This is a genomic window from Mesobacillus maritimus (assembly GCF_023715205.1).
Lineage (GTDB): Bacteria > Bacillota > Bacilli > Bacillales > Cytobacillaceae > Mesobacillus_B > Mesobacillus_B maritimus_C.
Genome location: NZ_JAMBNR010000023.1, coordinates 22,574 through 47,497, shown reverse-complemented (window position 1 = coordinate 47,497; position 24,924 = coordinate 22,574). Strand labels below are relative to the sequence as shown.

General features: G+C 38.7%; 23 protein-coding genes and 2 other annotated features. All 23 genes read right to left on the bottom strand.

Annotated features, from left to right (window positions below):
• Nucleotides 1–147: 147 nt before the first annotated feature.
• Nucleotides 148–414, bottom strand: a complete 267-nt coding sequence (locus tag M3182_RS23465) for a DUF1294 domain-containing protein (RefSeq protein ID WP_251431537.1) — start codon at nt 412–414, stop codon at nt 148–150.
• A gap of 237 nt (nt 415–651) precedes the next feature.
• Complete coding sequence (gene rplT, locus M3182_RS23460; RefSeq protein ID WP_251431540.1) at nt 652–1,011, bottom strand: 50S ribosomal protein L20; 360 nt, start codon at nt 1,009–1,011, stop codon at nt 652–654.
• A gap of 37 nt (nt 1,012–1,048) precedes the next feature.
• Nucleotides 1,049–1,249: a 50S ribosomal protein L35 gene (gene rpmI / locus M3182_RS23455; protein ID WP_251431543.1), complete on the bottom strand. Its 201-nt coding sequence runs from the start codon at nt 1,247–1,249 to the stop codon at nt 1,049–1,051.
• A 17-nt stretch (nt 1,250–1,266) separates the two neighbouring features.
• Nucleotides 1,267–1,770 (bottom strand): translation initiation factor IF-3, encoded by a 504-nt coding sequence (infC, locus tag M3182_RS23450; RefSeq protein WP_251431546.1) that lies wholly within the window; start codon nt 1,768–1,770, stop codon nt 1,267–1,269.
• Nucleotides 1,771–1,883: 113 nt separating this feature from the next.
• Nucleotides 1,884–2,015 (bottom strand) — a sequence feature (ribosomal protein L20 leader region).
• A gap of 142 nt (nt 2,016–2,157) precedes the next feature.
• Nucleotides 2,158–4,089 carry a threonine--tRNA ligase gene (gene thrS / locus M3182_RS23445; protein WP_251560314.1) on the bottom strand — a complete coding sequence of 644 codons (1,932 nt, stop codon included), beginning with the start codon at nt 4,087–4,089 and terminating at the stop codon, nt 2,158–2,160.
• Between the two features lie 97 nt (nt 4,090–4,186).
• Nucleotides 4,187–4,418, bottom strand: a binding site (T-box leader).
• 55 nt (nt 4,419–4,473) lie between these two features.
• Nucleotides 4,474–5,340 (bottom strand): putative sporulation protein YtxC, encoded by an 867-nt coding sequence (locus tag M3182_RS23440; RefSeq protein ID WP_251560312.1) that lies wholly within the window; start codon nt 5,338–5,340, stop codon nt 4,474–4,476.
• A 154-nt stretch (nt 5,341–5,494) separates the two neighbouring features.
• The gene (gene dnaI / locus M3182_RS23435) at nt 5,495–6,427 is read right to left on the bottom strand and encodes a primosomal protein DnaI (protein WP_251431555.1); all 933 of its coding nucleotides are present in this window, start codon (nt 6,425–6,427) and stop codon (nt 5,495–5,497) included.
• A 5-nt stretch (nt 6,428–6,432) separates the two neighbouring features.
• Complete coding sequence (locus M3182_RS23430; RefSeq protein WP_251431558.1) at nt 6,433–7,830, bottom strand: replication initiation and membrane attachment family protein; 1,398 nt, start codon at nt 7,828–7,830, stop codon at nt 6,433–6,435.
• A gap of 163 nt (nt 7,831–7,993) precedes the next feature.
• Nucleotides 7,994–8,455: a transcriptional regulator NrdR gene (gene nrdR, locus M3182_RS23425; protein ID WP_251431561.1), complete on the bottom strand. Its 462-nt coding sequence runs from the start codon at nt 8,453–8,455 to the stop codon at nt 7,994–7,996.
• A 292-nt stretch (nt 8,456–8,747) separates the two neighbouring features.
• Nucleotides 8,748–9,131, bottom strand: a complete 384-nt coding sequence (speD, locus tag M3182_RS23420) for an adenosylmethionine decarboxylase (RefSeq protein WP_251431564.1) — start codon at nt 9,129–9,131, stop codon at nt 8,748–8,750.
• A gap of 423 nt (nt 9,132–9,554) precedes the next feature.
• The gene (locus tag M3182_RS23415; protein ID WP_251431567.1) at nt 9,555–10,586 is read right to left on the bottom strand and encodes a glyceraldehyde-3-phosphate dehydrogenase; all 1,032 of its coding nucleotides are present in this window, start codon (nt 10,584–10,586) and stop codon (nt 9,555–9,557) included.
• Nucleotides 10,587–10,792: 206 nt separating this feature from the next.
• On the bottom strand, nt 10,793–11,398 hold the full coding sequence (gene coaE, locus M3182_RS23410; RefSeq protein WP_251431571.1) for a dephospho-CoA kinase: 606 nt from the start codon (nt 11,396–11,398) through the stop codon (nt 10,793–10,795).
• A 20-nt stretch (nt 11,399–11,418) separates the two neighbouring features.
• A complete protein-coding gene (gene ytaF, locus M3182_RS23405; protein WP_251560310.1) occupies nt 11,419–12,054 on the bottom strand; it encodes a sporulation membrane protein YtaF in 636 nt (211 codons plus the stop codon).
• A gap of 132 nt (nt 12,055–12,186) precedes the next feature.
• Nucleotides 12,187–13,011, bottom strand: coding sequence for a DNA-formamidopyrimidine glycosylase (gene mutM / locus M3182_RS23400; RefSeq protein WP_251431577.1), 825 nt, complete (start codon nt 13,009–13,011; stop codon nt 12,187–12,189).
• An 18-nt stretch (nt 13,012–13,029) separates the two neighbouring features.
• On the bottom strand, nt 13,030–15,660 hold the full coding sequence (polA, locus tag M3182_RS23395; RefSeq protein WP_251560308.1) for a DNA polymerase I: 2,631 nt from the start codon (nt 15,658–15,660) through the stop codon (nt 13,030–13,032).
• Between the two features lie 195 nt (nt 15,661–15,855).
• Nucleotides 15,856–16,794, bottom strand: coding sequence for a protease modulator HflC (gene hflC / locus M3182_RS23390; protein ID WP_251560307.1), 939 nt, complete (start codon nt 16,792–16,794; stop codon nt 15,856–15,858).
• Nucleotides 16,787–17,719: an FtsH protease activity modulator HflK gene (gene hflK, locus M3182_RS23385; RefSeq protein WP_432806731.1), complete on the bottom strand. Its 933-nt coding sequence runs from the start codon at nt 17,717–17,719 to the stop codon at nt 16,787–16,789. Before hflK ends, hflC begins: the two co-directional genes overlap by 8 nt.
• A gap of 115 nt (nt 17,720–17,834) precedes the next feature.
• A complete protein-coding gene (pnpS, locus tag M3182_RS23380; RefSeq protein WP_251560304.1) occupies nt 17,835–19,595 on the bottom strand; it encodes a two-component system histidine kinase PnpS in 1,761 nt (586 codons plus the stop codon).
• Complete coding sequence (locus M3182_RS23375) at nt 19,592–20,308, bottom strand: response regulator transcription factor (RefSeq protein ID WP_251431592.1); 717 nt, start codon at nt 20,306–20,308, stop codon at nt 19,592–19,594. The genes pnpS and M3182_RS23375 overlap by 4 nt, the downstream gene beginning before the upstream one ends.
• Nucleotides 20,309–20,576: 268 nt before the next feature.
• On the bottom strand, nt 20,577–21,053 hold the full coding sequence (locus tag M3182_RS23370) for a MaoC/PaaZ C-terminal domain-containing protein (RefSeq protein WP_251560302.1): 477 nt from the start codon (nt 21,051–21,053) through the stop codon (nt 20,577–20,579).
• An 84-nt stretch (nt 21,054–21,137) separates the two neighbouring features.
• Complete coding sequence (gene mdh, locus M3182_RS23365; protein ID WP_251431598.1) at nt 21,138–22,076, bottom strand: malate dehydrogenase; 939 nt, start codon at nt 22,074–22,076, stop codon at nt 21,138–21,140.
• Nucleotides 22,077–22,174: 98 nt separating this feature from the next.
• Nucleotides 22,175–23,449, bottom strand: a complete 1,275-nt coding sequence (icd, locus tag M3182_RS23360; protein WP_251431601.1) for an NADP-dependent isocitrate dehydrogenase — start codon at nt 23,447–23,449, stop codon at nt 22,175–22,177.
• 164 nt (nt 23,450–23,613) lie between these two features.
• On the bottom strand, nt 23,614–24,732 hold the full coding sequence (gene citZ, locus M3182_RS23355; RefSeq protein WP_251431604.1) for a citrate synthase: 1,119 nt from the start codon (nt 24,730–24,732) through the stop codon (nt 23,614–23,616).
• Nucleotides 24,733–24,924: the final 192 nt, after the last annotated feature.

The following is a 24,924-nucleotide window of genomic DNA, read 5'->3' as shown; positions in this document are numbered from 1 at the left end:
TTAATGAAAAGGAATAAAAAAAGAAAAGGAAAAAGGCAATTTTCCGCTTGAAAAACAGGTGGAAAATTGCCTTTTTGTATTCATTTGAATTTGCAGAATAAAAAACGTAAGTTTTTCAGTGCCCTCGGAGATTCCTAGACGGTTTTTTTAGATTATAAAATAAGCAAACAAGAATAATTCGACGACCATCAATAATGGAAATCCTATTTTAAATTGAAGATGTTTCGTTTTATGACGAAATTGGTTCATGCCGATCGTCGTTCCTGTAGCTCCTCCGACAATTGCCAATAACCATAACGTCCGCTCACTGATTCGGTACTGATTTTTTTGCGCTTTCCGCTTATCTAAGCCCATTATAAAAAAACCAATAAAATTGATAATCACGAAATAAACAATGGATATTTCTCCCCCCATAGGTGCCTCCCTCCTTCTTCCTCTCACCATTTTCTTCTGCTATTCATACCAGTTGGGCATCAACCACCAGGATTGGTTTCCTTTCTCTGTTTACCCACCAATAACCACTATTGGTCACCTTTCTCCTGTTTTCCCAAAACAGTTTGACCATCAATAACCATGAAACTCTCTTTCACCATCAGCGCCAACAACCAGCTAATAGTAGAAAAAGCCATCCTAGTGGATGGCTTTTTAAAATTACTTGTTGTATTGAGCTTTAGCAACGTTTGCTAATTCAGCGAAAGCTTTTTCGTCTGAAATTGCAAGCTCAGCTAGCATCTTACGGTTTACTTCAACACCAGCTAGCTTTAAGCCGTGCATTAAACGGCTGTAAGAAAGACCGTTCATACGTGCAGCTGCGTTGATACGAGTAATCCAAAGCTTACGGAAGTCGCGCTTCTTCTGGCGACGGTCACGATAAGCATATTGTAATGATTTCATTACTTGCTGATTTGCAACTTTATATAATGTATGTTTTGAACCGAAATAACCTTTTGCTAACTTAAGAACTTTTTTACGACGCTTGCGCGTTACTGTACCGCCTTTAACACGTGGCATGTAATTTCCCTCCTATATAAATCGAGATGACTCGAGATTACTTAATGTTGTCTAATAAATGACGGATACGCTTGAAATCACCTTTAGAAACGATTGCACCTTTACGAAGCTTACGCTTTTGCTTTTGTGATTTGTTAGCGAACATATGGCTAGTGTAAGCGTGAGAACGCTTCAGCTTGCCTGATCCAGTTTTCTTGAAACGCTTTGCAGCGCCACGATGAGTTTTCATTTTTGGCATTAGGGACTTCCTCCTTGTTACTTTTCGTTTTTAGGGGCTAAAACCAGAAACATGCTGCGTCCATCCATTTTCGGATGGGACTCAACTGTAGCAACATCCTTACATGCTTGAGAGAAACGATCTAAAACACGCTGACCAATTTCTTTATGTGTAATTGCGCGACCTTTAAATCGAATCGATGCTTTCACTTTATCGCCTTTTTCCAAGAACTTGATTGCATTACGTAACTTAGTGTTAAAGTCATGCTCATCAATTGTTGGGCTAAGACGAACTTCTTTGATGTTGATTACTTTCTGGTTTTTACGTGCTTCTTTATCCTTCTTTTGTTGCTCGAATTTAAATTTACCATAGTCCATAATACGGGCTACAGGTGGTTTCGCATTCGGTGCCACAAGGACAACATCAAGATTTACACGAGAAGCGATTTCCAGCGCTTCATTTTTTGTTTTGATTCCTAGCTGATCGCCATTTTGGTCAATGAGACGAAGTTCGCGTGCACGAATACCCTCGTTCAACAGCATATCTTTGCTAATAGTCAGCCACCTCCAGGTTTTTTCAGAATACAAAGTTTGGGCAAAGAATCGCTCAAGGCGCTCTTAACAGTTCTTAACGTTAATCGACTAACTCATTTTCCGCAAATAAAAAAGTGCGGGCGAAACACCCACACTTTACGAAAGCATACTTAACGAACAGTTCTTAACGTAAAACCTGTCAACTGCCTTTAATGCGTCAATCAGGTGAGAAGCGGGTGCCTCTTCTTCCACAAACCGTATTCAATTCTACCTTTGTAACTATATCACAATGTTGATACTGTGTCAACGAATCACTAGATTAATTACTGCAACGAAAAGTATTGTAACAAATAATCTAGCAAGACGCAATCACTTTTTTTGAATTCTTTTCAATCTCTATTTTCTCGCTTCTTGTTTAAGGGCTTCTAAGAATGTTTCAAAGCCTACTGTTTCTGATTTTTGTTCTCCGTATTTACGGACGTTTACAGCGTTTTCCTCAATTTCTTTATCGCCGACTACAAGCATATACGGGATTTTTTGCATTTGCGCTTCACGAATTTTATAGCCAATCTTTTCTTCACGGCCATCCAATTCAACACGGAAACCTTCTGATTTTAACTTTTCTTGTACTTGTTTTGCATAATCAAAGTGTACATCAGGAGAAACCGGAATAACTTGAACTTGAACCGGCGCAAGCCATGTTGGGAACGCTCCTTTGTATTCTTCTGTTAAGAAAGCAACAAATCGTTCCATTGTTGAAACAACGCCACGGTGAATAACCACTGGACGGTGGTGCTTGCCATCTTCTCCGATATAAGTTAAATCAAACCGTTCTGGTAGCAAGAAGTCTAGTTGGACAGTTGAAAGAGTTTCCTCTTTGCCAAGAGCTGTTTTGACTTGAACATCAAGTTTTGGTCCGTAGAACGCTGCCTCCCCATCAGCCTCGTAATAATCAAGACCAAGCTCATCCATTGCTTCTTTCAACATTCCTTGTGCTTTTTCCCACATTTCATCATCATCAAAGTACTTTTCAGTATCTTCAGGATCACGGTAGGATAATCGGAACGAGTACTCATTTAAATCGAAGTCTTTATAAACAGCAAGAATCAAATCAACCACACGCTTGAATTCTTCCTTGATTTGGTCTGGACGAACAAATACGTGCGCGTCATTTAAAGTCATCCCACGAACACGCTGTAGTCCTGATAGCGCTCCTGACATTTCATAGCGGTGCATTGTTCCAAGTTCGGCAATTCGAATCGGCAGTTCACGATAGCTGTGCATGCTATTTTTATAAACCATCATATGATGAGGACAGTTCATTGGGCGAAGCACCAATTGTTCATTATCCATTTCCATTGGCGGGAACATATCTTCTTGGTAATGCTCCCAGTGACCAGAAGTCTTATATAACTCAACATTTGCCATGATTGGAGTATATACATGGTCATATCCTAGGCTAACTTCTTTATCGACAATATAGCGTTCAATGATGCGACGGATCGTAGCACCCTTTGGTAACCAAAGCGGTAGACCTTGACCGACTTTTTGAGAGTTGGTAAATAAGCCAAGCTCTTTTCCTAGTTTGCGATGGTCGCGCTCTTTAGCTTCTTCTAGCAGACGTAAATGTTCTGCCAAATCTTCTTTCTTGAAGAACGCTGTTCCATAGATACGCTGAAGCATCTTATTGTCGCTATCGCCGCGCCAGTATGCACCGGCAATGCTAAGCAATTTGAATTCCTTTAGCTTTCCAGTAGATGGTACATGGATTCCACGGCAAAGGTCGAAAAACTCACCTTGCTCATAAATCGTTACTGTTTCGTCAGCTGGAATCGCTTCGATTAACTCAAGCTTATATTCGTCGCCGATTTCTTTGTAAAGCTGAACCGCTTCATCACGGCTAACCTCTTTACGTACAACATCTAAATTTTCATTAATGATTTTTTTCATTTCTTTTTCAATCAGTGGTAAATCTTCTGGAGTTAACGATTCCTCAAGATCGATATCATAATAAAATCCACCTTCAATTACTGGACCAACTCCAAGCTTTACATTTTTATATAAACGCTTGATTGCCTGAGCCATAAGGTGAGCCGTGCTATGACGAAGAACTTCTATTGCTTCCTCGCGGTCTGGTGTGACGATTTCAATCGAGCCGTCTGATTCAATTGGACGGCGTAAATCATACATTTCACCATTAACCTTACCAGCAATCGCTTTTTTTCTAAGTCCCGGACTAATCGAAGCCGCAACGTCTTCAGTCGTCGTACCGGCAGAAAACTCCTTCACTGCTCCATCTGGGAATGTTAATTTAATCATGTCTGCCATAACGTTTACCCTCCTAATTTTAACAAAAGCAAAAGCATCCATCTTTCACCAAGTATCCCCACTTGTCGGCAAAACAAAAAACTCGCCCCTATAAAAAAATAGGGACGAGTTTGAATTCGTGGTTCCACCCAACTTCCCGATTTTACGCAAACGTAAAAACGGCTTGGTTTAAGATAACGGCTATTACCGTCAGCTACTACTGACAATCGTGTTCGCAGCTGAAGTTCAGAGGTGGTAAGCTATTCTCTAGTAGTTAGGAAGTTTTCAGCCGTGCCTTCCCTCTCTGGAAACCCTAAAAGATAAGCCCATGTCCTCATCGATACTTTTACTTGATTCCTATTATGTAGGTTATTATAGTTTGTAATCTTTCTAAAATCAAGGGGACTACTGGACTTTTTCATTAGGCAACTGCTTATTTTTACAAAAAGCTTCTAACGGGTTTAACTTCACACGTTCTTCAAAAATATTTCGAATTGTTCGCACCAGTGGTTGCTCCGGCTGGTTTGTATACAGATAAATATCCATGGGCGCAATCGATAATAATGGAGCAATGGTGACTGAATCAACATAGATTGGATGATTGCCAAGTAACTTACGATCAATTTCTTTAATTAATTCACTGCGTTTGATTTCTCTGAAGTCTTGATCGTGAAAAATCGTTTCTTCGTCTAAGATTAAATGGATGATTTCTTTTTTCGGTGTTCTGTCTGCTAAAAAATCGCGTAAAGTTTGCACAAACATTTGGTATTCTTGTTCCAGCTTATATTCATCAATCGCGATTTCCACATAATGACGAAGCTTATCAAGATACGTTTTTAAGCGAAATACAACAAACGAATCAAAAGAGAAACTAATATTTTCTTTAAAAAACTCATCAACCGCTTCAAAAACATAGGTTTTTTCATCATGTCCATTTACAAAGGAAGCTAACTCCTCCCGATGACCGTCCATTACCGCATAAATTATCTCAAGTATCTGCTCTTGTTCGCTAGGATCTTTGTAAAAAAAACGTTCAGTTAAAATATTTCTAAACCAATCCTCCCGCTTTTTTATTACGATGAACTCATATATGCTTTCCTTAATCATATGAAAAGCCGATATTGGCAGATTTCCTGTCGATATTTTTATTTTCTTCTTGTCTTCCTCCAATTGTATCATTTCATTTTCGTATTGAGCAGCCTGCAATTGCCCAGCAATATGCCTGTACATTCCATTGGCATCTTGTTGCTTTTGGAAGATGATTTCGATCAACCATATCCCCCCTTTGATAAAATCTCCTGATTTAATATATGGGGGACTTGTTCAATTTAGAAGCACCAAACGAACCTTAAATTGCATGTTAATAAAAAACACCTATGAAGAATTCTCCAGAGAATTCCTCATAGGTGTAACCAACAAGTTTGTTTTATATTCGGCGGTTTATCCCTTCCACCTTTACTGGTGCAGCTAAATACCTTATTCGCTCAAGGATTCTTGCAGCTTTCAATTGCTCTTCTTCCCCACGTTGACTGTAGGTTAAATGATGGCCAAGTCCACCAATATCAAAGTTTGATGTAAAGAAAGTAGGCAAGTTTTCCATCATTCTAAATTGAAGAATAGGTCCAAGAATCTCATCGCGCGCCCAGCTACTCATCGTTTCCGCACCAATATCATCTAACATGAGAACAGGGGCTTTTTTAATCACTTCAAGTTTTTCATTAATGGTATGATCCCCTATTGAATTCTTCATCTCGCGAAATAACTCTGGAACGTAAACAATCATTGAACTAATGCGCATTTTCGCTAATTCGTTTGCGATTGCTCCAAGTAAGTAGGATTTCCCCGTACCAAACGGTCCGTGAAGATACAATCCTTTCTGCTTTTCACCTGGGGTATAATTTTTAATAAAATCCTTTGCCATCTTTATCGCCATTAACCGCCCAGGGTCGTCTAAATCAATATCACCAAGTGAGGCTTTCAAGATTTCCTTCGGCACATAAAGACTTGAAATCAATTTCTCATTTTTTTGTTTTTCTTCATGGAAAATCTTCTTCTGACATTTGTCATATTTTACATCGATAAACTTCCCGTTAAACACCAAGCGTGGTTCATAGCCTTGAATCATGTTTTTGCAATTCGCAAGACTACTGCAATCGCTGCAGCCTTTACTTTGGTTGATAAATTCGTGGAGTTTCATTAAGCTTTTATCCACCATTTCTTTGGTGATTTCTCCTTGGTGCTGAGCTAAAAAATCTTTGACTAATGGATCGCTCAAGACTTCATTTCGCAGTGCTTCATACCTTTGTTGGAAGTTCTGATTATTTGCAAGTTTTCTTAGTGAATCATTGATGTTTTGCATGCCTCTCACCTCCCTGATTTAAACTCTTTTAGTTCTTCTTCAAGTAGTCGTTTTTCTTTTTCAAAATCAAAATCCACTTGTTTTTGTTGGTCTTTATTCTCTTGAGAAGATTCGAACCAATCTGGCAGAACTTCTTTTCGAATAATCTTCTTCTGTTGCTTCGGCTTAGACTTTTTCTCTTCAGCCCACTCCATATATTGTCGGTGTTCTTTTTTGGCTAAATCCATTGCTTCCTTAACCGTTTTAATTTGTTTTCTCGACCAGTGGCCCGCAATTTTTTCAACGTAGCTCTTATTTAATTTCATATCCGTTCTGAGCATAACATACTCAATTAAAACATTCACTACTCCAGGCTGAAGCTTCTGATTAAACATAATATCTTCGATAATCTGCAAGTCCGATTTCGAAGGAGTAGCACCTTGCGAAAGCTGTACCAACAGTTCTCTTGGTGAAGCCTTATCAAAATACTGCATGAGTTTATCTTCTTGTGTGACCGGCTCTGTTTTAGCCGATTGTAATTGGAACGGCTGGGTTCGGTCTAAAAGCTGTGGCAATTGATCTTGATGCTCAAACTGAAACCAATCCCTAGCTGCTTTTCGCAGCTCGTCAATATCAATTTCATTTTCAGCTGTTAAGGCACTTAACAAAAGGTTCTTCATTTGAAGCGGATCAATTCCATATAAAAACGCGAGATTGCTAATCGCTTCTTTCACTCTAGCTGTTAAAGCTTTTTTCGGAACGAGCGATTCTGTCAGTCCTGCGGTCAAAAGTTCAAAATCGAATGTTGTGGTGTCAATCTGAATCGCTTCTGCACTCTGTCTCCCGATAAACTCTTGCCCCTCCGGCGGAGCGAGTTCTTCCTCGGAATCCCGATGATAACGGAGTGCATCTGGAGAAGCAGAGACAAACACATCTTGGAAGGCCCTCGTCACTTCTGAGTATTGCTCTTGTTTGCGAACTGATTTGTCAGCAAAGAAGCGCTTTAGACGAAAAAACTGGTTCTTTCCCACTTTTCTATATAGAAAAATATTGAGCATTCCGTCAAGAAAGAATTGTTCAGGGGTAAGGGGCGGTTGTAATTCATAAATAAAGAAGCGATTATCGTCATCGTTTTTCATATATGTCTTGAGCAGCCCCATCCCCTCAAGCTTTAGACGAGCTTGATAAATCTCTTTCAGATTTAAATCAAGCAGACTCATTAAACTATGATGAGACGTTGACTCAGACCATAGCCGATTTTCTTCAAGCTCTGCCCAAAGAGTCATATATAAACTCAAACAAACCGGACCAATCAAAGGTTGATATAAGAATGTCAGTACTTTCCGGTCGTATTCATGCAATAATCCACTCGATGCAACCGAATATTGATCAACAGGCAAAATTTCCTGCCAATGCTGTGTCATGTAAAAACCCCCCTGGTGAATAGAAAAGCGAAGGCGACTGTTCAGCGACGTATGAGCAGGAGCACTTCGACGAATGAATACAACGTTTCAAAAAGCTGTTCTAATACGCCCACTCCAACCTTTCCTCTAAAAAAAAGAGCCAAGGATTGACCTTCAGCTCGGTTTATTTTTGTTCCTTCTTAATAAGTTCCTTTAATTCATCGATAAAAACATTGATATCTTTAAATTGACGATAAACAGAGGCAAATCGTACGTAGGCTACCTCGTCTACCTTTGCCAGCCTGTCCATCACCATTTCACCAATGTCATTACTTTTTACTTCAGCTACTCCATTGTTTCGCAGTTCTTTTTCTACTTCCGACACAATATCTTCCAATTGTTTCAAAGCAACTGGACGTTTTTCACAAGCTTTTAGCAATCCGCGTAGAAGCTTATCCCGATTGAATTCTTCTCGAGTTCCTTCTTTTTTTACAACAATTAAAGGAATTTCTTCTACTTTCTCAAAAGTTGTAAAGCGGTAGGAGCAAGCTTCACATTCCCGTCTTCGGCGAATGGACCTTCCTTCGTCGACAGGTCGTGAATCAAGGACACGGGTATTATTATTTTGGCAGGCTGGACATTTCATCTCTATCTCACTCCGGTATTTGTAAATATGTAACCTTTAATTTCATTATGCTCTAATTCTATCTTAATAAAAAGATTTTCGTTGCACAACTTATTTCTCCATTTCAAGATTAGGAATAACGGACACAATATAGATCCGAGCAATTCAGGACAGGACAGGATTCAATAAGAGCAGCGACTAGAAAAGCTTATAACCAGAGGAATCAAAACTGTGAGTAAACATTTTTAAAAATTCGATTAAATTTGCCATTTAAAAAAGAGGTGTATCGCTACACCTCTGAAAATCATCAAAATTAAAGAACTTTTGCTTCTGGATTCTTTTTAATTTGAACTGGACCCATCCCACGAGGAAGTTCAATATTCTCACGTGTTTCGGCATTCAACGCTTCAGCGATATATTCAGCTGCAACATTAGGATTTAAATCGCCACATGTATAGACATCAATGCTTGCGTAACCATGCTCAGGAAAGCTATGAATGGTAAGATGAGATTCTGAGATAATCACGACTCCACTCACACCTTGAGGCGCAAACTTATGAAAGGCTACCTCGCGAATTTCTGCACCTGATTTTAATGCTGCATCAACAAATGTTCTTTCAATAAAATCAATATCATTTAGTTTCTCTAAATCGCAACCCCATAATTCGGAAATGACGTGACGACCCATTGTTTCCATATTCAGTTTCCCCCTCTTACAAAATTTTCTAAAATGAATTTCCCATTTTTATTGGCATATTAACTACAACGGGGGAAAGTTAGTCCAAAGAGGTCCTAACCCTTTAAGTAGTTAATATTTACCGTAATGAAGAAGTTCACGGTGATTAGTATACTGTGTTTAATGGGGTTTTGCAATAATAGCACTGAAACTTTCATTCGGATTTCCCTAGGGAAAAAGTGGAAAATCCCAAACGAGCTTTTCGGGTATTTTTATGCATGCTTTATAAAGCAAAATTAGGATTTTCTAATTTCACTTTACCCTTTACTATGCTCTCTTCCGGAGAAAAAACTCGTTTAAACACTTTATTTTTATCTACAAAAGCAATCCTTAAATAAAAGAAGGTAAAAAAAATGCCTACCTAAATAGGTAGGCTCAAACTCTTTAACTAACCTTCATTTTGGAAGTCTGGTGCATTTCCTTAGCAACATAATTAACCAAGTCCACAACTCGACAAGAATAGCCCCACTCATTGTCATACCAAGCAAGAACTTTTACCTTATTCGCACCAATGACCATTGTTGAAAGACCGTCGATAATCGCAGAGTGATCATTTGTATTAAAATCTACTGAGACAAGTGGTTCTTCCGTGTAATCAAGAATACCTTTTAACGATCCACGAGATGCTGTAACAAACGCTTCATTTACTTCATCAATCGTAACCTCACGTTTTAAGTCTACTACGAGATCGACTAACGAGACATTTGGGGTTGGTACCCTTAAAGCCATTCCATGCAATTTCCCCTTTAGTTGAGGTAAAACAAGTGCCAATGCTTTAGCAGCACCTGTAGATGTTGGAATGATCGAATCCGCACATGAACGAGCTCGACGTAAGTCTTTATGAGGGTTATCAATATTTTTTTGGTCATTTGTATATGCATGAACAGTTGTCATTAGACCATATTCAATGCCGAATTGTTCATCGAGAACTTTTGCTACAGGCGCTAGACAATTCGTTGTACAAGATGCATTGGATATGACGTCATGTTTTTCTAGGTTTAATTCCCCTTCATTTACTCCCATGACAATCGTGATATCTTCTTGCTTCCCAGGTGCTGTCAAAATCACTTTTTTTGCCCCTGCGTCTAAATGCAAACTTGCCTTGTCCCGAGAATTAAACTTCCCAGTGGCTTCTATAACAATATCAATCTCTAATTCTTTCCATGGTAATAATTCTGGATTACGATTGTTTAACAGTTGGACTCTTTTTCCATTTACAATCAATGCGTCTTTTTCTGCTTTGACATCCGCCTCAAATTTTCCATGATTCGAATCATACTTTAACAAATGTGCCAACGTTTCAGCTGGATAACTAGCATTCACCGCCACAATTTCAAGATTATGATCAAGAATGGCTCTACGGAACACCATTCTTCCAATTCTTCCAAATCCATTAATCGCAACTTTAGCCTTCATTCTACGGCTCCTCTCACATTAGTGTTATACTTTTTATTCCTCTTAGATGCTATTAGTATAACATAATAAAATTCATTTGTGATAATGAAACGCATACATTTTAAAATATAATGAAATTTCCTAATGTATTCATTTAAAAGGCCTCCTTTTTACTTGTATTGTTTACCAATTGAATCATTAATGGACACAAAAAAAAGGAAATCTTCTCAGATCTCCTTTAAGCCCCATTGCGTTAATATTTCTTTTAATTGTTGTTCTGTATTTTCTATCGTGGCATTGTTATCAATTACTGCATCTGCGAATTCAATTTTTTCCTTCAACGGCATTTGCGAATTTATTCTTGCAAGTGCGTCTTCCTTTGAAAATTGATTTCGATCCATTAATCGTTTGAGTTGGGTTTCTTCATCTACATAAACAAGTAAAATTTTATCCGCCATATACTGCAACTTTCCTTCAATTAACAACGGAATATCCAAAACAATTGCCTGGCTCCCGTTATCCTTCGCCTCCTCCACCTTCGCAAGCATTCTTTCGCGAACGGCTGGATGGACAAAAGAATTTAATGCTTTTCTTTTTAATTCATCATGAAAAACAATGCTACCTAACTTTTCTCTGTTAATACTTCCATCTTGTTGTAAGATTTCTTCGCCAAAATAATTCACAATGTCATTATAAGCTCGTTCTCCTTTTTCAACTGCAAGCCTTGCCTCGATGTCGGCATCAATCACTTGTATTCCGATTGCTTGAAACATTTTTGAAACTGTACTTTTCCCGCTTGCAATGCCTCCGGTTAGTCCAATGGTTAATGACATAAACGAAAATCCTCTCTAGCTCATAATTTAAAGATTCCAACAATAATTAATAGTAAGCCAGGTAAAAAGCTAAGTTTTTGTACCCAGCTATACCCTGACAAATAAATCCCCATTTTCATTCCTGCAAATACGAAGGTTGAACTCATGACCGCAGCTGCGAGTGCGAGCGAAAGCGGTGAAAAACCTAGCATTGCAGCACCAATACCTGCACCAAATGCATCAAGAGATAGCGCCATCCCCAGCATTAGAGCTTCAATTCCCGTAATCGTACCTGACCGGTCAAAGTCAGCAGACATCGGCTTTTTTAAAATATTTACCACGATTCCTAGGGACTGGATTTCAAAATTAATCAATGTTTCTTCGTCCTCTTTCGGAAGATCATGCTGCTCCGGGCGAAAAAATTGATATAAAATCCATGCGCCCAGCACAATCAAGATAAAGCCACCTAGTTTTCCAGATATATCCCCTGGAAGAACTTCCTCTAGGAATTCTCCTATAGTCATGGCAATCATCAGGACACCTGCTGAACAGATGGCAATCGTGATAATTGACTTTGTCGGTATTTTTACATTTCTTAAACCATACGTAAATCCTACACTAAAACTGTCAAGACTGACAGCGAAAGCAAGCAAAAATAAAGAGACAAACTCAACCATGGAAAAGCCCCTCCTGTCAATCGCTACCTTAGTATATGGGATACGCTTTTCCATGGTTAAACAAAAACAGCTAAAAAAGACAAGTTTCCTTTAAATCCAATAGTTTCCTAATGTTTTTTCCCTGCTACAAACTTATTTTTGGCAAACGGGGCAAATATGTGTTCCTCGGCCACCAACCACCATTTTTTCAATTTCTGATCCACATTTTTTACAAGCCTCACCGTTTCGGCCATACACATTTAGTTCTAATTGGAATAAACCGATTTGTCCCTGTGAATTGATATAGGAACGAATTGTGCTTCCACCCTTTTCCACTGCCTCTTTTAACGTTTGAATAATTTCCTTATGCAGGAGCTTAAGTTCTTCATCACTTAAGGTGGAAGCAATTCGTTCTGGGTGAATACCTGCCCGAAAAAGTGCTTCATCGACATAAATATTTCCCAACCCAACTAATACTTTTTGATCTAGAAGAGCAGGTTTTATTTTCCTGCTCGTCTTACTTAATTTTTGCTTTAATGCTTCCAAGGTAAATTCCTCTGAAAAAGGCTCTGGACCTAAACCAATTAACGGAGGTTCATTCCACTCTGAACCTTTTTTATAGAGATGGTACGTGCCAAATTTACGAACATCTTTGTAACGCAATTCTGTTCCATCCGTAAACTGAAAAATTGCGTGCGTATGGTTTTCAACTGGTGTATCACCTGGAAAAACCCCATATTTTCCTTCCATCCTTAAATGAGAGATAAGCGCGAAATCATTTGTATAAAAAATGAGAAACTTCCCTCTTCTGCTAATCTCTAAGATGCTCTGTCCTATTAAAGCATCAAGGAATTGTTCAACCTCAACGGGATGCTTCACCATTTTTGGCCAGTATATGGTCACTTTTTCGATTTTTTTTCCGAGGACAAGTGCTTCTAATGTTTTTCTAACTGTCTCTACTTCTGGAAGTTCTGGCATACCTATATTCCTCCATTATCACTTCGCGTCGAACCAGGTTGGACCGTAAGCATAATCTACTTTTAACGGAACCTTTAATTCAACAGCATTTTCCATCACATCAGGGACGATTTCCTTTAGAATATCCACTTCCTCTTGCGGTGCTTCAAAGATTAATTCATCGTGTACCTGAAGCAACAGGCGTGACTTGAGGTTTTCCGTTTCCATTCGAATGGCCATTTCAATCATTGCCTTTTTGATAATATCCGCCGCACTCCCCTGAATAGGTGTATTCATTGCTGTACGTTCTGCAAAGCTGCGAATGTTAAAGTTTCGACTTGTTATTTCAGGTAGATATCTCCGACGATGTAGAAGAGTGCTAACATACCCTTTTTCCTTTGCATCAAGGACGATATTCTCCATATATTCTTTTACACCGGGATAGCTTTGTAAATATCGCTCGATAAACTGCCCCGCTTCTTTTCGCGTGATATGCAAACTCTGGGATAATCCATAATCACTAATTCCATAAACAATTCCAAAGTTTACCGCTTTAGCATGGCGTCGCATATTATCTGTGACCTCTTCTTTACTAACATGAAAGACATCCATTGCTGTTTTCGTATGAATATCTAGCCCTTCCCGGAATGCTTCAATCAACTTGTCGTCACCGGCAATATGCGCTAAAACGCGCAATTCAATTTGTGAGTAGTCCGCTGCGAATATGACCCACCCTTCTTCAGAAGGAACAAAAGCTTGACGAATTTTTCTTCCTTCCTCTAACCGAATTGGAATGTTTTGCAAGTTCGGATCTGTTGAACTTAGACGGCCAGTTTGTGTAAGTGCTTGATTAAATCTAGTATGGACCTTATCGGTTTTGCTATTGACTACTTTTTGTAAGCCCTCAATATAAGTTGATTGTAGCTTTCCTAGTTGGCGGTAATGCAATATTTCACGAATAATTTCATGCTTAGGAGCCAATTGCTCCAATACGTCAGCGCTCGTAGAATAGCCGGTTTTTGTTTTTTTCAGTGGTGGTAATCCTAGTTTCTCAAATAAAATGACCCCTAATTGTTTAGGAGAGTTGATATTGAAGGCTTCGCCAGCATAAGAATAGATTTTCTTTTCAATTTCATTTAATTGACTGCTGATATCCGCCCCCATTTTTCTAAGCCTATCCATATCAAGTTTTACACCCTGAAATTCCATGTCTGCTAAAACTAGCGAAAGCGGCATTTCTAACTCACTAAATAACTCATATTGTTCATTTTTCCCTAGCTCTTTTGCAAGTTGTGGTTTCATTTCAAAAATCGTGCTCGCTTTACGAGCCAAATGTTCGGCAACAATCGCTTCTTCAGGAATCTTTCGTTTCGCTCCTTTGCCATATACCGCTTGATCAGATTGAACATCGTAATAACCATGCAGTTTTGCAACAGCAGCGAAATCATCTGGAGACTCGGAAGGATTTAGAATATAAGAAGCGAGGATGACATCAAACTCAACTCCAACTAAATGGATACCGGCGTGTCGCAAAGCCACTTCTGATCGTTTTGCATCAAAGACGAATTTCTTTTTACTTTCATCTTCCGCCCAGCGTTTAAATGCTTCTGAATTGAGTGCTTGCTTTGTTGGCAAAAAGAAGTTCCCGTTTTCGTTGGAAATCGAAAAACCAATAATGGCAGCATAATGGTAGTTATCATCGAGAATTTCTACATAAAAGGCATTTTCGTCAGCAAAAATCTCATCCGTTATTTCCTCAGGGGTCGTCCAATCAATATCATCTAGTTCGACCTCTTCTTCAGCTACATCGCCTCCAATCTTGTCTAATAAGGAGTTGAAGCCAAGCTCTTTAAAGAATCTCACTAGTTCCTCCCGTTGATAGCCTTCATATTCTAATTCAGACAACTCAAGTTGGATTGGAGCTTCTCTTATGATTGTAGCTAGTTGTTTGCTCATAACCGCTTGGTCTTTAAACTCTTGCAGCTTTTCTTTAAGCTTCTTTCCACTTACTTGATCGATGGATTCCAGTAGGTTTTCAACACTATGAAATTCTTTTAATAGCTTAATGGCTGTCTTCTCACCAACACCAGGAACACCTGGAATATTATCAGACTGGTCACCCATTAAGCCTTTCATATCAACGATTTGATTAGCGTTCAGGCCATATTTTTCTTTAATATGATCAGGCGTATAATCTTCGATTTCACTAATCCCTTTTTTCGTTATACTGACAGTTATATTTTCAGAACTTAATTGGGTCAAATCCTTATCACCAGAGATTACTTTCACTTCAAAGCCTTCTTTTTCAGCCTTTGTTGCTAGAGTTCCGATAATATCATCGGCTTCATAGTTCTCAAGTTCATACTGAGAGATACCGTAAGATTTTATTAGCTCCCGAACAAACGGAAATTGCTCAGATAACTCTGGTGGTGTCTTTTGTCTCCCTCCTTTATATTCCTTAAATGTTTCATGTCTAAAAGTGGTTTTGCCCGCATCAAAAGCGACCATGATATGAGATGGTTTTTCATCTTCAAGAATCTTCATTAACATCGTTGTAAACCCATAAACGGCATTTGTATGTACACCTTTATCATTATTCAGCAGCGGTAATGCAAAAAAAGCACGATACGCTATACTGTTGCCATCAATTAAAACTAACTTTTTTGCCAAATAATTCTCCTCCATTCTTATTCATATGTAAGTTATAAATTATATTGAATACAACTTCTGACTGTTGCCATATAAGCGTCGTAAAACAATAGAATCAAACAGAAAGACCGTTCATTTTTCCTTCTTATTCTATCATGAGCTAGAAAAGAAAGAAAAATAACGGTCTTATAGAAATAAACTTAATTTAGTTAATCGTTAATTTGTTTCCCCCATTAGTAAACGTGCATACGGTGAATCAGATGGGAGAATGATGACCGTATCATCACCGATTGTTTGTTTATAAGATTCAAGCGTTCGGTATAAGGAATAGAATTCTGGGTCTTTAGAGAAAGCCTGATTGTAAACCTTAGCGGCTTCTGCCTCACCTTGACTTCGAATTTCCTCGGCATCCGCTTTCGCCTTTGCAAGAATTTCATTTACTTCTTTATCTGTTTTTGCTTCTATTCTGTTTTTATCCGCATCCCCTCTTGAAAGGTATTCTTGAGCGGTTGAGTGACGTTCGGAAATCATCCTCGTAAAGACCGACTGCTCATTCTCTTCTGGAAGATCCGTTCGTTTCATGCGGACATCTGTTACAGAAATCCCATATTGATCATTGGCGAGTAATTCATTTACTTGTTCCGTAATTTGATCATTCAAAGAACCGCGAGAAGACTTTTCATCGTTGATAATCTCATCATAATTCAATTGTCCAAGTAAAGTTCTTGTCACAGAGTAAACAAATTCTTCCATCCTTGATTCCGCTGCTTCGACTGTACGTGCATTGGAGATCATTTTCTTTGGATCATCAATTTTCCAAATGGCATAATTATCAATTAAGATTCGCTTTTTATCTCGGGTATTGATTTCTGCCTGTGACACGTCATATTTCATTTGATATTTAGGTAAAGTGCTGACACTTTGAATAAATGGAATTTTATAAGACAATCCAGGTTCACTTTCAATCCTTACAACCTCACCAAACTGCCGGATGACCTTATACTCTCCTTCTTTTACAACAAAAAGATTGGTGAAAATGAACAGCAACAAAGCTAGAAGAATAACAAAGAAAAGACCAATTTTCGTGTATTTATTCCAACTGAAACTCATTTTGTTTGAGCGTTCATTCATGTTGATAATGTTGTCATCAGCCATTATTCTCCTCGCTCCCTTCTTCTACAGCAGGCTTAGGCTGCTCATTATTCATTGTTCGTAATGGGAAGTACTTCATTGTATTTCCATCATCATTCATTATATAAATTTCAGCTCCAGGAAGGACCTGTTCTAATGTTTCAATAACCAATCGTTCTCTAGTGATTTCCGGATTTCCTTCATATTCACCATATAAAGCGTTAAAGACTGCAACATCTCCTCGGGAACGCTCGATTCGAGCTGCTTTTTCCCCTTCTGCTCGAGAGATGATCGCATCCTTTTCCCCTTCCGCTTCATTTAACTTTTGATTTCGATACTTATTCGCTTCATTAATCTTCGTATTCATTGTTTCACGCGCATCGGTAACATCAGTAAAAGCCTTCCGAACATCCTCATTCGGCAGTTCTACATCTTGAAGTTTGACGGCTAAAATCGAGACTCCGATGTCGTACTTTTCAATTAAATTGGATAATAAATCTCGTACATCCGCTTCAATCTCTGCTTTTCCAGAGGTTAAGGCATCGTCAATTTTGGAACTTCCAATGATGCTTCTCAAAGAAGCCGATGTGGCATCATATAAGACATCTTTTGGAGATTCCGCATTAAACAAGTACTTTTCGGGATCCGTTATTTTCCACTGTACAACCAAATCAGCAAGGACAATATTTTCATCTCCGGTGATCATTTTTGTCTCGTCCGGAAAATCCTTAACCTCACCATCTTTTTGTTCATATCCAAACTGTAAGCTAAAGGTTTCTTTTGATAGAGTTTCAACTGATTGAATTGGCCAAGGCAACTTGAAATGCAATCCAGGATCACTAATTCCCTCTTCAACTTCCCCAAAAGTCAAGATAACGGCTTGTTCTGATTCATCGACGGTATACCAACTTGTTAACCCGACTAATAGCAGTAGTACGGCTAGCACGATGGCTCCGACTAGAACATATACTTTTCTTAAGGTCACCCATCTCTCCCCCTTCTTTATCTATATCTATTAATACGGATAAAGGCCTAGATGGTTTCAAGAATCTTACAGATTCACACTATAAATCTTTTCGAAATTTCAGGATAAACGCTGTTCCTTCCCCTACTTTGCTCTCAACCTCAATCATCCCTTTATGGGCCTCCATAATATGCTTAACAATTGCCAAGCCTAGACCGGTCCCTCCAGAATTCCTGCTTCTGGCTTTATCTACTCTGTAGAACCGTTCAAAGATCCTAGATATTTCGTTTTGTTCAATTCCAATCCCTGTATCTCGCACTGTGACAATCGCTTCGTTAGGTTTGTCAATTACCTCAAGGTAAACAGAGCCTCCACTTGGTGTATAAGTGATTGCATTGGCAACTAGATTTAGAAAAACCTGCTTTAATCGATCTGCATCTCCCATGATGCGTACGTTCGGACTGTCCGTTTGAAAGTGGAGCTGAATGGACTTTTCTACCGCTCTGGCTTTTAGGATTGTGAGAGCTTCTGAGATTTGAGTAGTTAATTCAATTTCCTGAAGCTTTAAAGAAAACCCATGTTGCTCAATTCTCGAAAGCTCCAACAGATCCTGAATCAGTAACTGAAGTCGGTCACTTTCTTTTAAAATAATTTCTAAGAACGACTCTAAAGTTTGTTTATCATTCATTGCACCATCAAGTAATGTTTCGGAAAAACCTTTTATCGATGTAATCGGGGTCTTTAATTCATGAGAAACATTTGCTACAAAATCCTTGCGCATAATTTCGAGCTTTTTTAATTCAGTAATATCATGAAAGACAAGTAAAACCCCTTTCCAATCCTTATCCGAACTAATAATGGGAACCCCATAAATTTCAAAGTGCTTTCGTTCGATGCCGATTGGAAGTACGACTTGTTTTCGCTTTTTTTGTTCCGTCATAAAGATTTCTTCAATAACTGAATTTATTTCTTTATGTTCGATGACTTCATGATAAAGATTATATAAATACTCATTCTGGTTCACCTGAAAAATCTCTTTATAGGTTTTATTAATAAGATTGATATAGCCTCTTTTATCGATTAAAATAAGGCCACTTCCCATGTTTTCAATCAAAGCGCTTAAGCGATCTTGCTGCACTTCTTGGGATTTCATTAAATCTTGTAAATTACGGGCAAGGATATTTATCGAAGTACTTAGCATTCCCGTTTCATCTATATGGTCTTCATACGTTCTCGCTCGATAATTTCCCTTCGCTAACTCAATTGCTACCTTTGTTGCCGATTCGATTGGTTTTGTATACCGATTTGTTATTTTCGAACCAAGCAAAATAATGACAACTAGCGCTAAACCAAGGCTAAGACTTAGAACCCACCAAAGTTGGTGGTAGGCATTTTTCATTTCATTAACCTTTGATGCTAAAAAGATATATCCCTCAACTTGACCATTTTTTTCAATTACTTCCCAATAATATTGCAAGGTTGTTCCGTGCGAATATTTCCCTTCGCTTGCACCACTATCTCTTTCTGATAAAGCTTTTTCGAGGATGTGTTGATGAAGGGCATTGTTATTATCGACATTATCATCCGAATCAAATTGAATAGTACCATCACTATCTACTATGGTAATTCGCGTTTTCAAAAACTCACCGATTTCATTAAGCTGTGACTGATCGAGAACAGTCAAACCCCCATCTTTTTCAATCATATAAGAAACAATATCGATTTCATTTTGAAGCCTTTCATTAAAATTGTTTAAATAATGGCTTTTAAAAAGTTGTCCGAGGACAATTCCCAAACCTACTAGGACAGTAATGAGCAACGTAATTAAAGCAAAGAGAAGACGAGTTCGGTATTTTGTCATCCTTTCTTCGGTTCCTCCAACTTGTACCCTAAACCGCGAATCGTTTTAATGTAGATTGGTTTTTTTGTATTTTGTTCGATTTTATCTCTTAAATGACTTATATGTACATCGACAATCCGAGAGTCTCCTGCAAAATCATACTGCCATACCGCACTTAAAAGTTGGTCCCTTGTTAATACCCGCCCTTTATTTTTTGCTAGATAAACGAGTAATTCAAATTCTTTCGGAGTTAATTCTAGTAACTCTCCCGCAAAGTAAGCTTCATAGTTTTCTGAAAGTATTTTCAAATCTCCGATTCGGATTTGTTCTCCTTCTTGTTCTTCCCGTACCTTGTGTTCTTCTGGAATTTGTTGAGAACGCCGAAGGATTGCTTTCACCCGCGCAACAACTTCCCGCGGACTAAACGGCTTTGTCATATAATCGTCTGCGCCTAGTTCAAGCCCTAGAATTTTATCAAACTCATCATCTTTAGCTGTTAGCATTAAAATAGGCGTCATAACTTTTTCTTGGCGAAGACGTTTGCAGACTTCAATTCCATCTAATTTGGGCAGCATTAAATCCAAAATAATCAAATCTGGGTTTTCCTCCAATGCTAGTTTTTCCCCTTCTGCACCATCCATGGCGGTAATTACTTCAAATCCTGCTTGCTCCAAATTATATTGCAACAACGTCATAATAGATTGTTCATCGTCAACTACCAATACCTTCGTCATAAGTTCCTCCAGTAAAATATTTAAAAATTTCTTTCCTTTATTATAAACCTTTCTGAAGAACTACTTAAAGGCTTCTTACAGTTCGGTAAAAAACTTTACAATCCCTTAACAATATCACTAGGGCTTGGAAAAAAAGCTAATCTGAAACCTCATGAGGCTCTAATTCGATTAACAGCTGATTAGATAAATAACCGTTCGCAATTCCTTAACACAATTTCGGACAATCGAACGACTGCAAACCAAAAAAAGAGTGCTTGAAGGCACTCTTTTAAAAGTTCTCTAACGCCTGCCCCTCATCAACATGAAGCGGATAAGGTGGAGAGACGATAAGCTTAGCAACAAGGACATCCAAGTTTTCCTCATTTGTACCATTTACGGTGATCTCAACTGTATGATTGTCTCGGTTTACCGCCGTCACTTCAAATAGAAATTCTACGGTTCCATAATGATAGACCGGATTCGGAAACTCAATTTCTTGTTTTAAAATATAACTACCTGGTCCTGGTAAATATTTTGAAACTGCAGATGTGATGATTCCTGTTAACATAATAGTAGGAACAACTGGTTTTTTGTGCGGGGTCTGGGAGGCATAATCATGTTGAATATACAATGGGTTTGAGTCATTTGTAAGACCTAGAAACAATAAAAGCTCCTTATCTTCTATTTTTTCTGTTAAACTGAGTTTTTCTCCAACATTAATATCCTCAATCGTTCTTCCAAGCTTTTGTTTTTTCCCTAACAACATAGCATCTTCCCCCATAATAATAATCTCTACTATTATTAGCAAAAAAATCGGGGACCAATCCCCGATTTTTCTTGTAGTACCATATTATGCTAATACATCCATAACATTACGAACAGATTCAGCAGATTTATCAAGTGCTGCTTTTTCTTCAGCTGTTAAGTCTAATTCGATTACCTGCTCAATCCCATTCGCTCCAAGGACCGTTGGTACTCCCAAGTAAATTCCATTATAACCATATTCGCCCTCAAGATATGCAATTGCAGGAAGAACACGACGTTGGTCTTTAACAAGTGCTTCCACCATTTCAACTAGGGATGCGGCAGGTGCATAATAAGCACTTCCATTCCCTAACAGGTTAACAATTTCTCCCCCACCTTTACGAGTGCGTTCCACAATTGCATCTAAGCGCTCTTTCGGTATTAACGTCTCAAGCGGAATTCCTCCTGCATATGAGTAGCGAACAAGCGGCACCATATCGTCTCCATGTCCTCCAAGAACAAAACCAGTAATATCTTTTACCGAAAGATTAAGTTCTTGAGCTACAAATGTGCGGAAACGAGCAGAATCAAGAACACCTGACTGTCCGATTACTCGGTTTTTTGGAAAGCCTGATTCTTTAAATACCGTATAAGTCATTGCATCAACTGGGTTTGTTAACACAACAATATGGCAATTTGGAGAGTATTTCACGATTTCCCTAGTAACTGCTTTCATAACCTTTTGATTTGTTTGAACTAAATCATCTCGACTCATCCCCGGTTTGCGCGCAATCCCCGCTGTAATTACCACTACATCTGAATCTTTTGTATCCTCATAATTAGAAGTTCCAATTATATTAGCATCAAACCCCTGAATTGGCCCAGCTTCCAACATATCGAGAGCTTTCCCTTTTGTCGGATTTTCAGCTTGTGGAATGTCGACTAGTACAACATCTCCAAGTTCTTTTTGCGCCAGAATAAAAGCGGTGGTTGCCCCAGTGAATCCTGCACCAATGACAGAGACTTTTTTACGTTTTAAAGACATAAACCATCCTCCTAGAATCCATTTTTTATTCTACTTATATCAAAATTGTTGTTTAACTACAATAAAGGGGGCTTAAAAAAGCCCCCTTCATTCAGTTCTTATTCCATATTTTTGATTAGTTCGTCACCGAACTCTGAGCATTTCACTTCTGTTGCGCCATCCATTAGACGAGCGAAATCATAAGTAACAACCTTAGAAGCAATTGTGTTTTCCATTGATTTCACAATCATGTTGGCTGCTTCGTTCCAACCTAAGTGTTCAAGCAATAGAACACCAGAAAGGATAACAGAAGATGGGTTTACTTTATCTAGTCCAGCATATTTTGGAGCTGTACCATGAGTAGCTTCAAAAATAGCATGACCAGTTTCATAATTGATGTTTGCTCCTGGCGCGATACCAATTCCACCAACTTGTGCAGCAAGTGCATCAGAGATATAGTCTCCGTTTAGGTTCATTGTCGCAACAACATCAAACTCTTTTGGACGAGTTAAAATTTGTTGTAAGAAGATATCAGCAATCGCATCTTTCACGATGATCTTACCAGCTGCTTCAGCATCAGCTTGTGCTTTATTCGCTGCATCTAAACCTTGCTCATCTTTGATACGATCGTATTCTGCCCAAGTGAATACTTTATCACCGTATTCTCTTTCAGCAAGTTCGTAGCCCCAGTTCTTGAAGGCACCTTCAGTGAACTTCATGATATTGCCTTTATGTACTAGAGTTACTGACTTACGACCTTCTTTAATCGCATAATCGATTGCAGCACGTACTAGGCGGCTTGTTCCTTCTTCTGAAACAGGCTTAATTCCAAGACCAGAAGTTTCAGGGAAGCGGATTTTATTTACACCTAGTTCATTCTGAAGGAAGTTGATTAATTTTTTCACTTCATCAGAACCCTTTTGGTATTCGATACCAGCATAGATGTCTTCAGTGTTTTCACGGAAGATAACCATGTCAGTGTCTTGTGGACGTTTAACTGGTGAAGGTACGCCTTCAAACCAACGAACTGGACGCAAGCATACGAAAAGATCTAATTCTTGACGTAACGCAACGTTTAGAGAACGAATTCCGCCACCGATTGGTGTTGTAAGAGGTCCTTTAATCGCGATTAAATATTCATTGATAACATCAAGCGTTTCAGACGGTAGCCACTCACCTGTTTGGTTGTATGCTTTTTCTCCAGCTAATACTTCTTTCCAGACAAGCTTACGCTCACCTTTATATGCTTTTTCAACTGCAGCATCTAAAACTCTGCTTGCAGATGCCCAAATATCAGGACCTGTTCCATCACCTTCAATAAAAGGAACGATTGGGTTGTTTGGTACGTTTAATACTCCATTTGTAACTGTGATTTTTTCACCTTGTTGTGTCATGATATATCTCCCTCCAAATTATTCACTAGAATAGAAGGTTACAACCTGTATAAACCTCCTATTCTATTCCAGTGTGCCACTATTAAGAATCATAAACTTTCCCATCTAGTGGCACTTTCTCTCTTTTTCTAATTGAGATTTATATATTGATTGAACTTGGGCTATTAACCTCTTAGCTCAATTGCAACATACTTTTGCATTCCAGGTCCTGTATACTCAGCACGTGGACGAATTAAGCGGTTGTTAGAGTATTGCTCAAGGATATGTGCAAGCCATCCAGATACTCGGCTAACAGCGAAGATTGGCGTGAACAAATCATGATCAATTCCCAGACTATGGTAAACAGAAGCAGAGTAAAAGTCAACATTTGGTGGTAACTTCTTCTCTCCAGTCACGATTGCTTCAATCTTAGTAGACATTTGATACCAGTGTGGCTCTCCTGTTAATTCAGTGAGTTTAGCTGACATGTCACGAAGATGCTTCGCGCGTGGATCGCCTAGGCGATAAACTCGATGCCCAAAGCCCATAATTTTTTCTTTATTATCAAGCTTTTGACGGATATACGGTTCCACGTTTTCTAATGTTCCGATTTCAGTCAACATCTTCATAACAGCCTCATTTGCACCACCGTGAAGAGGACCTTTTAATGCACCAATCGCTGCTGTAACGCCTGAATAAACATCAGATAATGTAGCTACACATACACGTGCAGTGAATGTCGATGCATTTAACTCATGGTCCGCATGCAGAACAAGTGCCTTATTAAAAGCTTCTACAGCAATAGCTTCTGGCTCTTTACCAGTTAACATATATAAGAAGTTAGCTGCAAAGCCCAAGTCTTTGCGTGGTGCTACTGGTTCTAAACCTTTACGAATACGAGCGAATGCAGTGACAATGGCAGGCATTTTTGCTTGAAGGCGGATAGCTTTACGATAATTCGCTTCTTCATCCATAACATCTGCCTCTTCGTCATGTAGCCCCAACAATGAAACCGCAGTTCGAAGTGCGCCCATAGGATGAATCTTATCGATTGGGTACAATTTGAAGTGATCTAGAACCTCTTTTGGCAATTCCATATTTTCTGCCAATTGAGTTTTCAATTCATCTAGTTCAGTAGCAAGTGGGAGTCTTCCATGCCATAATAAATAAATGACTTCCTCAAAGCTTGCATTTTCAGCAAGATCATCGATGTTATACCCTACATAAGTAAGTGTGTCATCAATGATTGAACTAATGGAAGATGTCGTTGCCACTACCCCTTCAAGACCACGTGTTACTGTCATACTGAATCTCTCCTTCTCCTGGTAATTTTCCCCATTTCGTATTTTTTCTTTCTTTCTGCTACTGGAGCATAAATCATAATACAAAGTAAGAAATTTCTGAACTATTAGTTGCAATAAGCCTTCCTTTCCTTCCCCAGTATCCTGTAGACCGAGCGCTTGCTCAGAAATCAGCCAAAAAAGAAAATGCTTACA

Coding starts and splice junctions, on each gene's coding strand:
- M3182_RS23465 (WP_251431537.1), bottom strand. CDS start 414: ATGGGGGGAGAAATATCCATTGTTTATTTCGTGATTATCAATTTTATT.
- rplT (WP_251431540.1), bottom strand. CDS start 1,011: ATGCCACGTGTTAAAGGCGGTACAGTAACGCGCAAGCGTCGTAAAAAA.
- rpmI (WP_251431543.1), bottom strand. CDS start 1,249: ATGCCAAAAATGAAAACTCATCGTGGCGCTGCAAAGCGTTTCAAGAAA.
- infC (WP_251431546.1), bottom strand. CDS start 1,770: ATGCTGTTGAACGAGGGTATTCGTGCACGCGAACTTCGTCTCATTGAC.
- thrS (WP_251560314.1), bottom strand. CDS start 4,089: ATGGCAGACATGATTAAATTAACATTCCCAGATGGAGCAGTGAAGGAG.
- dnaI (WP_251431555.1), bottom strand. CDS start 6,427: ATGCAAAACATCAATGATTCACTAAGAAAACTTGCAAATAATCAGAAC.
- M3182_RS23430 (WP_251431558.1), bottom strand. CDS start 7,830: ATGACACAGCATTGGCAGGAAATTTTGCCTGTTGATCAATATTCGGTT.
- nrdR (WP_251431561.1), bottom strand. CDS start 8,455: ATGAAATGTCCAGCCTGCCAAAATAATAATACCCGTGTCCTTGATTCA.
- speD (WP_251431564.1), bottom strand. CDS start 9,131: ATGGAAACAATGGGTCGTCACGTCATTTCCGAATTATGGGGTTGCGAT.
- M3182_RS23415 (WP_251431567.1), bottom strand. CDS start 10,586: ATGAAGGCTAAAGTTGCGATTAATGGATTTGGAAGAATTGGAAGAATG.
- coaE (WP_251431571.1), bottom strand. CDS start 11,398: ATGTCATTAACCATTGGACTAACCGGAGGCATTGCAAGCGGGAAAAGT.
- ytaF (WP_251560310.1), bottom strand. CDS start 12,054: ATGGTTGAGTTTGTCTCTTTATTTTTGCTTGCTTTCGCTGTCAGTCTT.
- mutM (WP_251431577.1), bottom strand. CDS start 13,011: ATGCCAGAACTTCCAGAAGTAGAGACAGTTAGAAAAACATTAGAAGCA.
- hflC (WP_251560307.1), bottom strand. CDS start 16,794: ATGGCTGATGACAACATTATCAACATGAATGAACGCTCAAACAAAATG.
- pnpS (WP_251560304.1), bottom strand. CDS start 19,595: ATGACAAAATACCGAACTCGTCTTCTCTTTGCTTTAATTACGTTGCTC.
- M3182_RS23375 (WP_251431592.1), bottom strand. CDS start 20,308: ATGACGAAGGTATTGGTAGTTGACGATGAACAATCTATTATGACGTTG.
- M3182_RS23370 (WP_251560302.1), bottom strand. CDS start 21,053: ATGTTGTTAGGGAAAAAACAAAAGCTTGGAAGAACGATTGAGGATATT.
- mdh (WP_251431598.1), bottom strand. CDS start 22,076: ATGTCTTTAAAACGTAAAAAAGTCTCTGTCATTGGTGCAGGATTCACT.
- icd (WP_251431601.1), bottom strand. CDS start 23,449: ATGACACAACAAGGTGAAAAAATCACAGTTACAAATGGAGTATTAAAC.
- citZ (WP_251431604.1), bottom strand. CDS start 24,732: ATGACAGTAACACGTGGTCTTGAAGGGGTAGTGGCAACGACATCTTCC.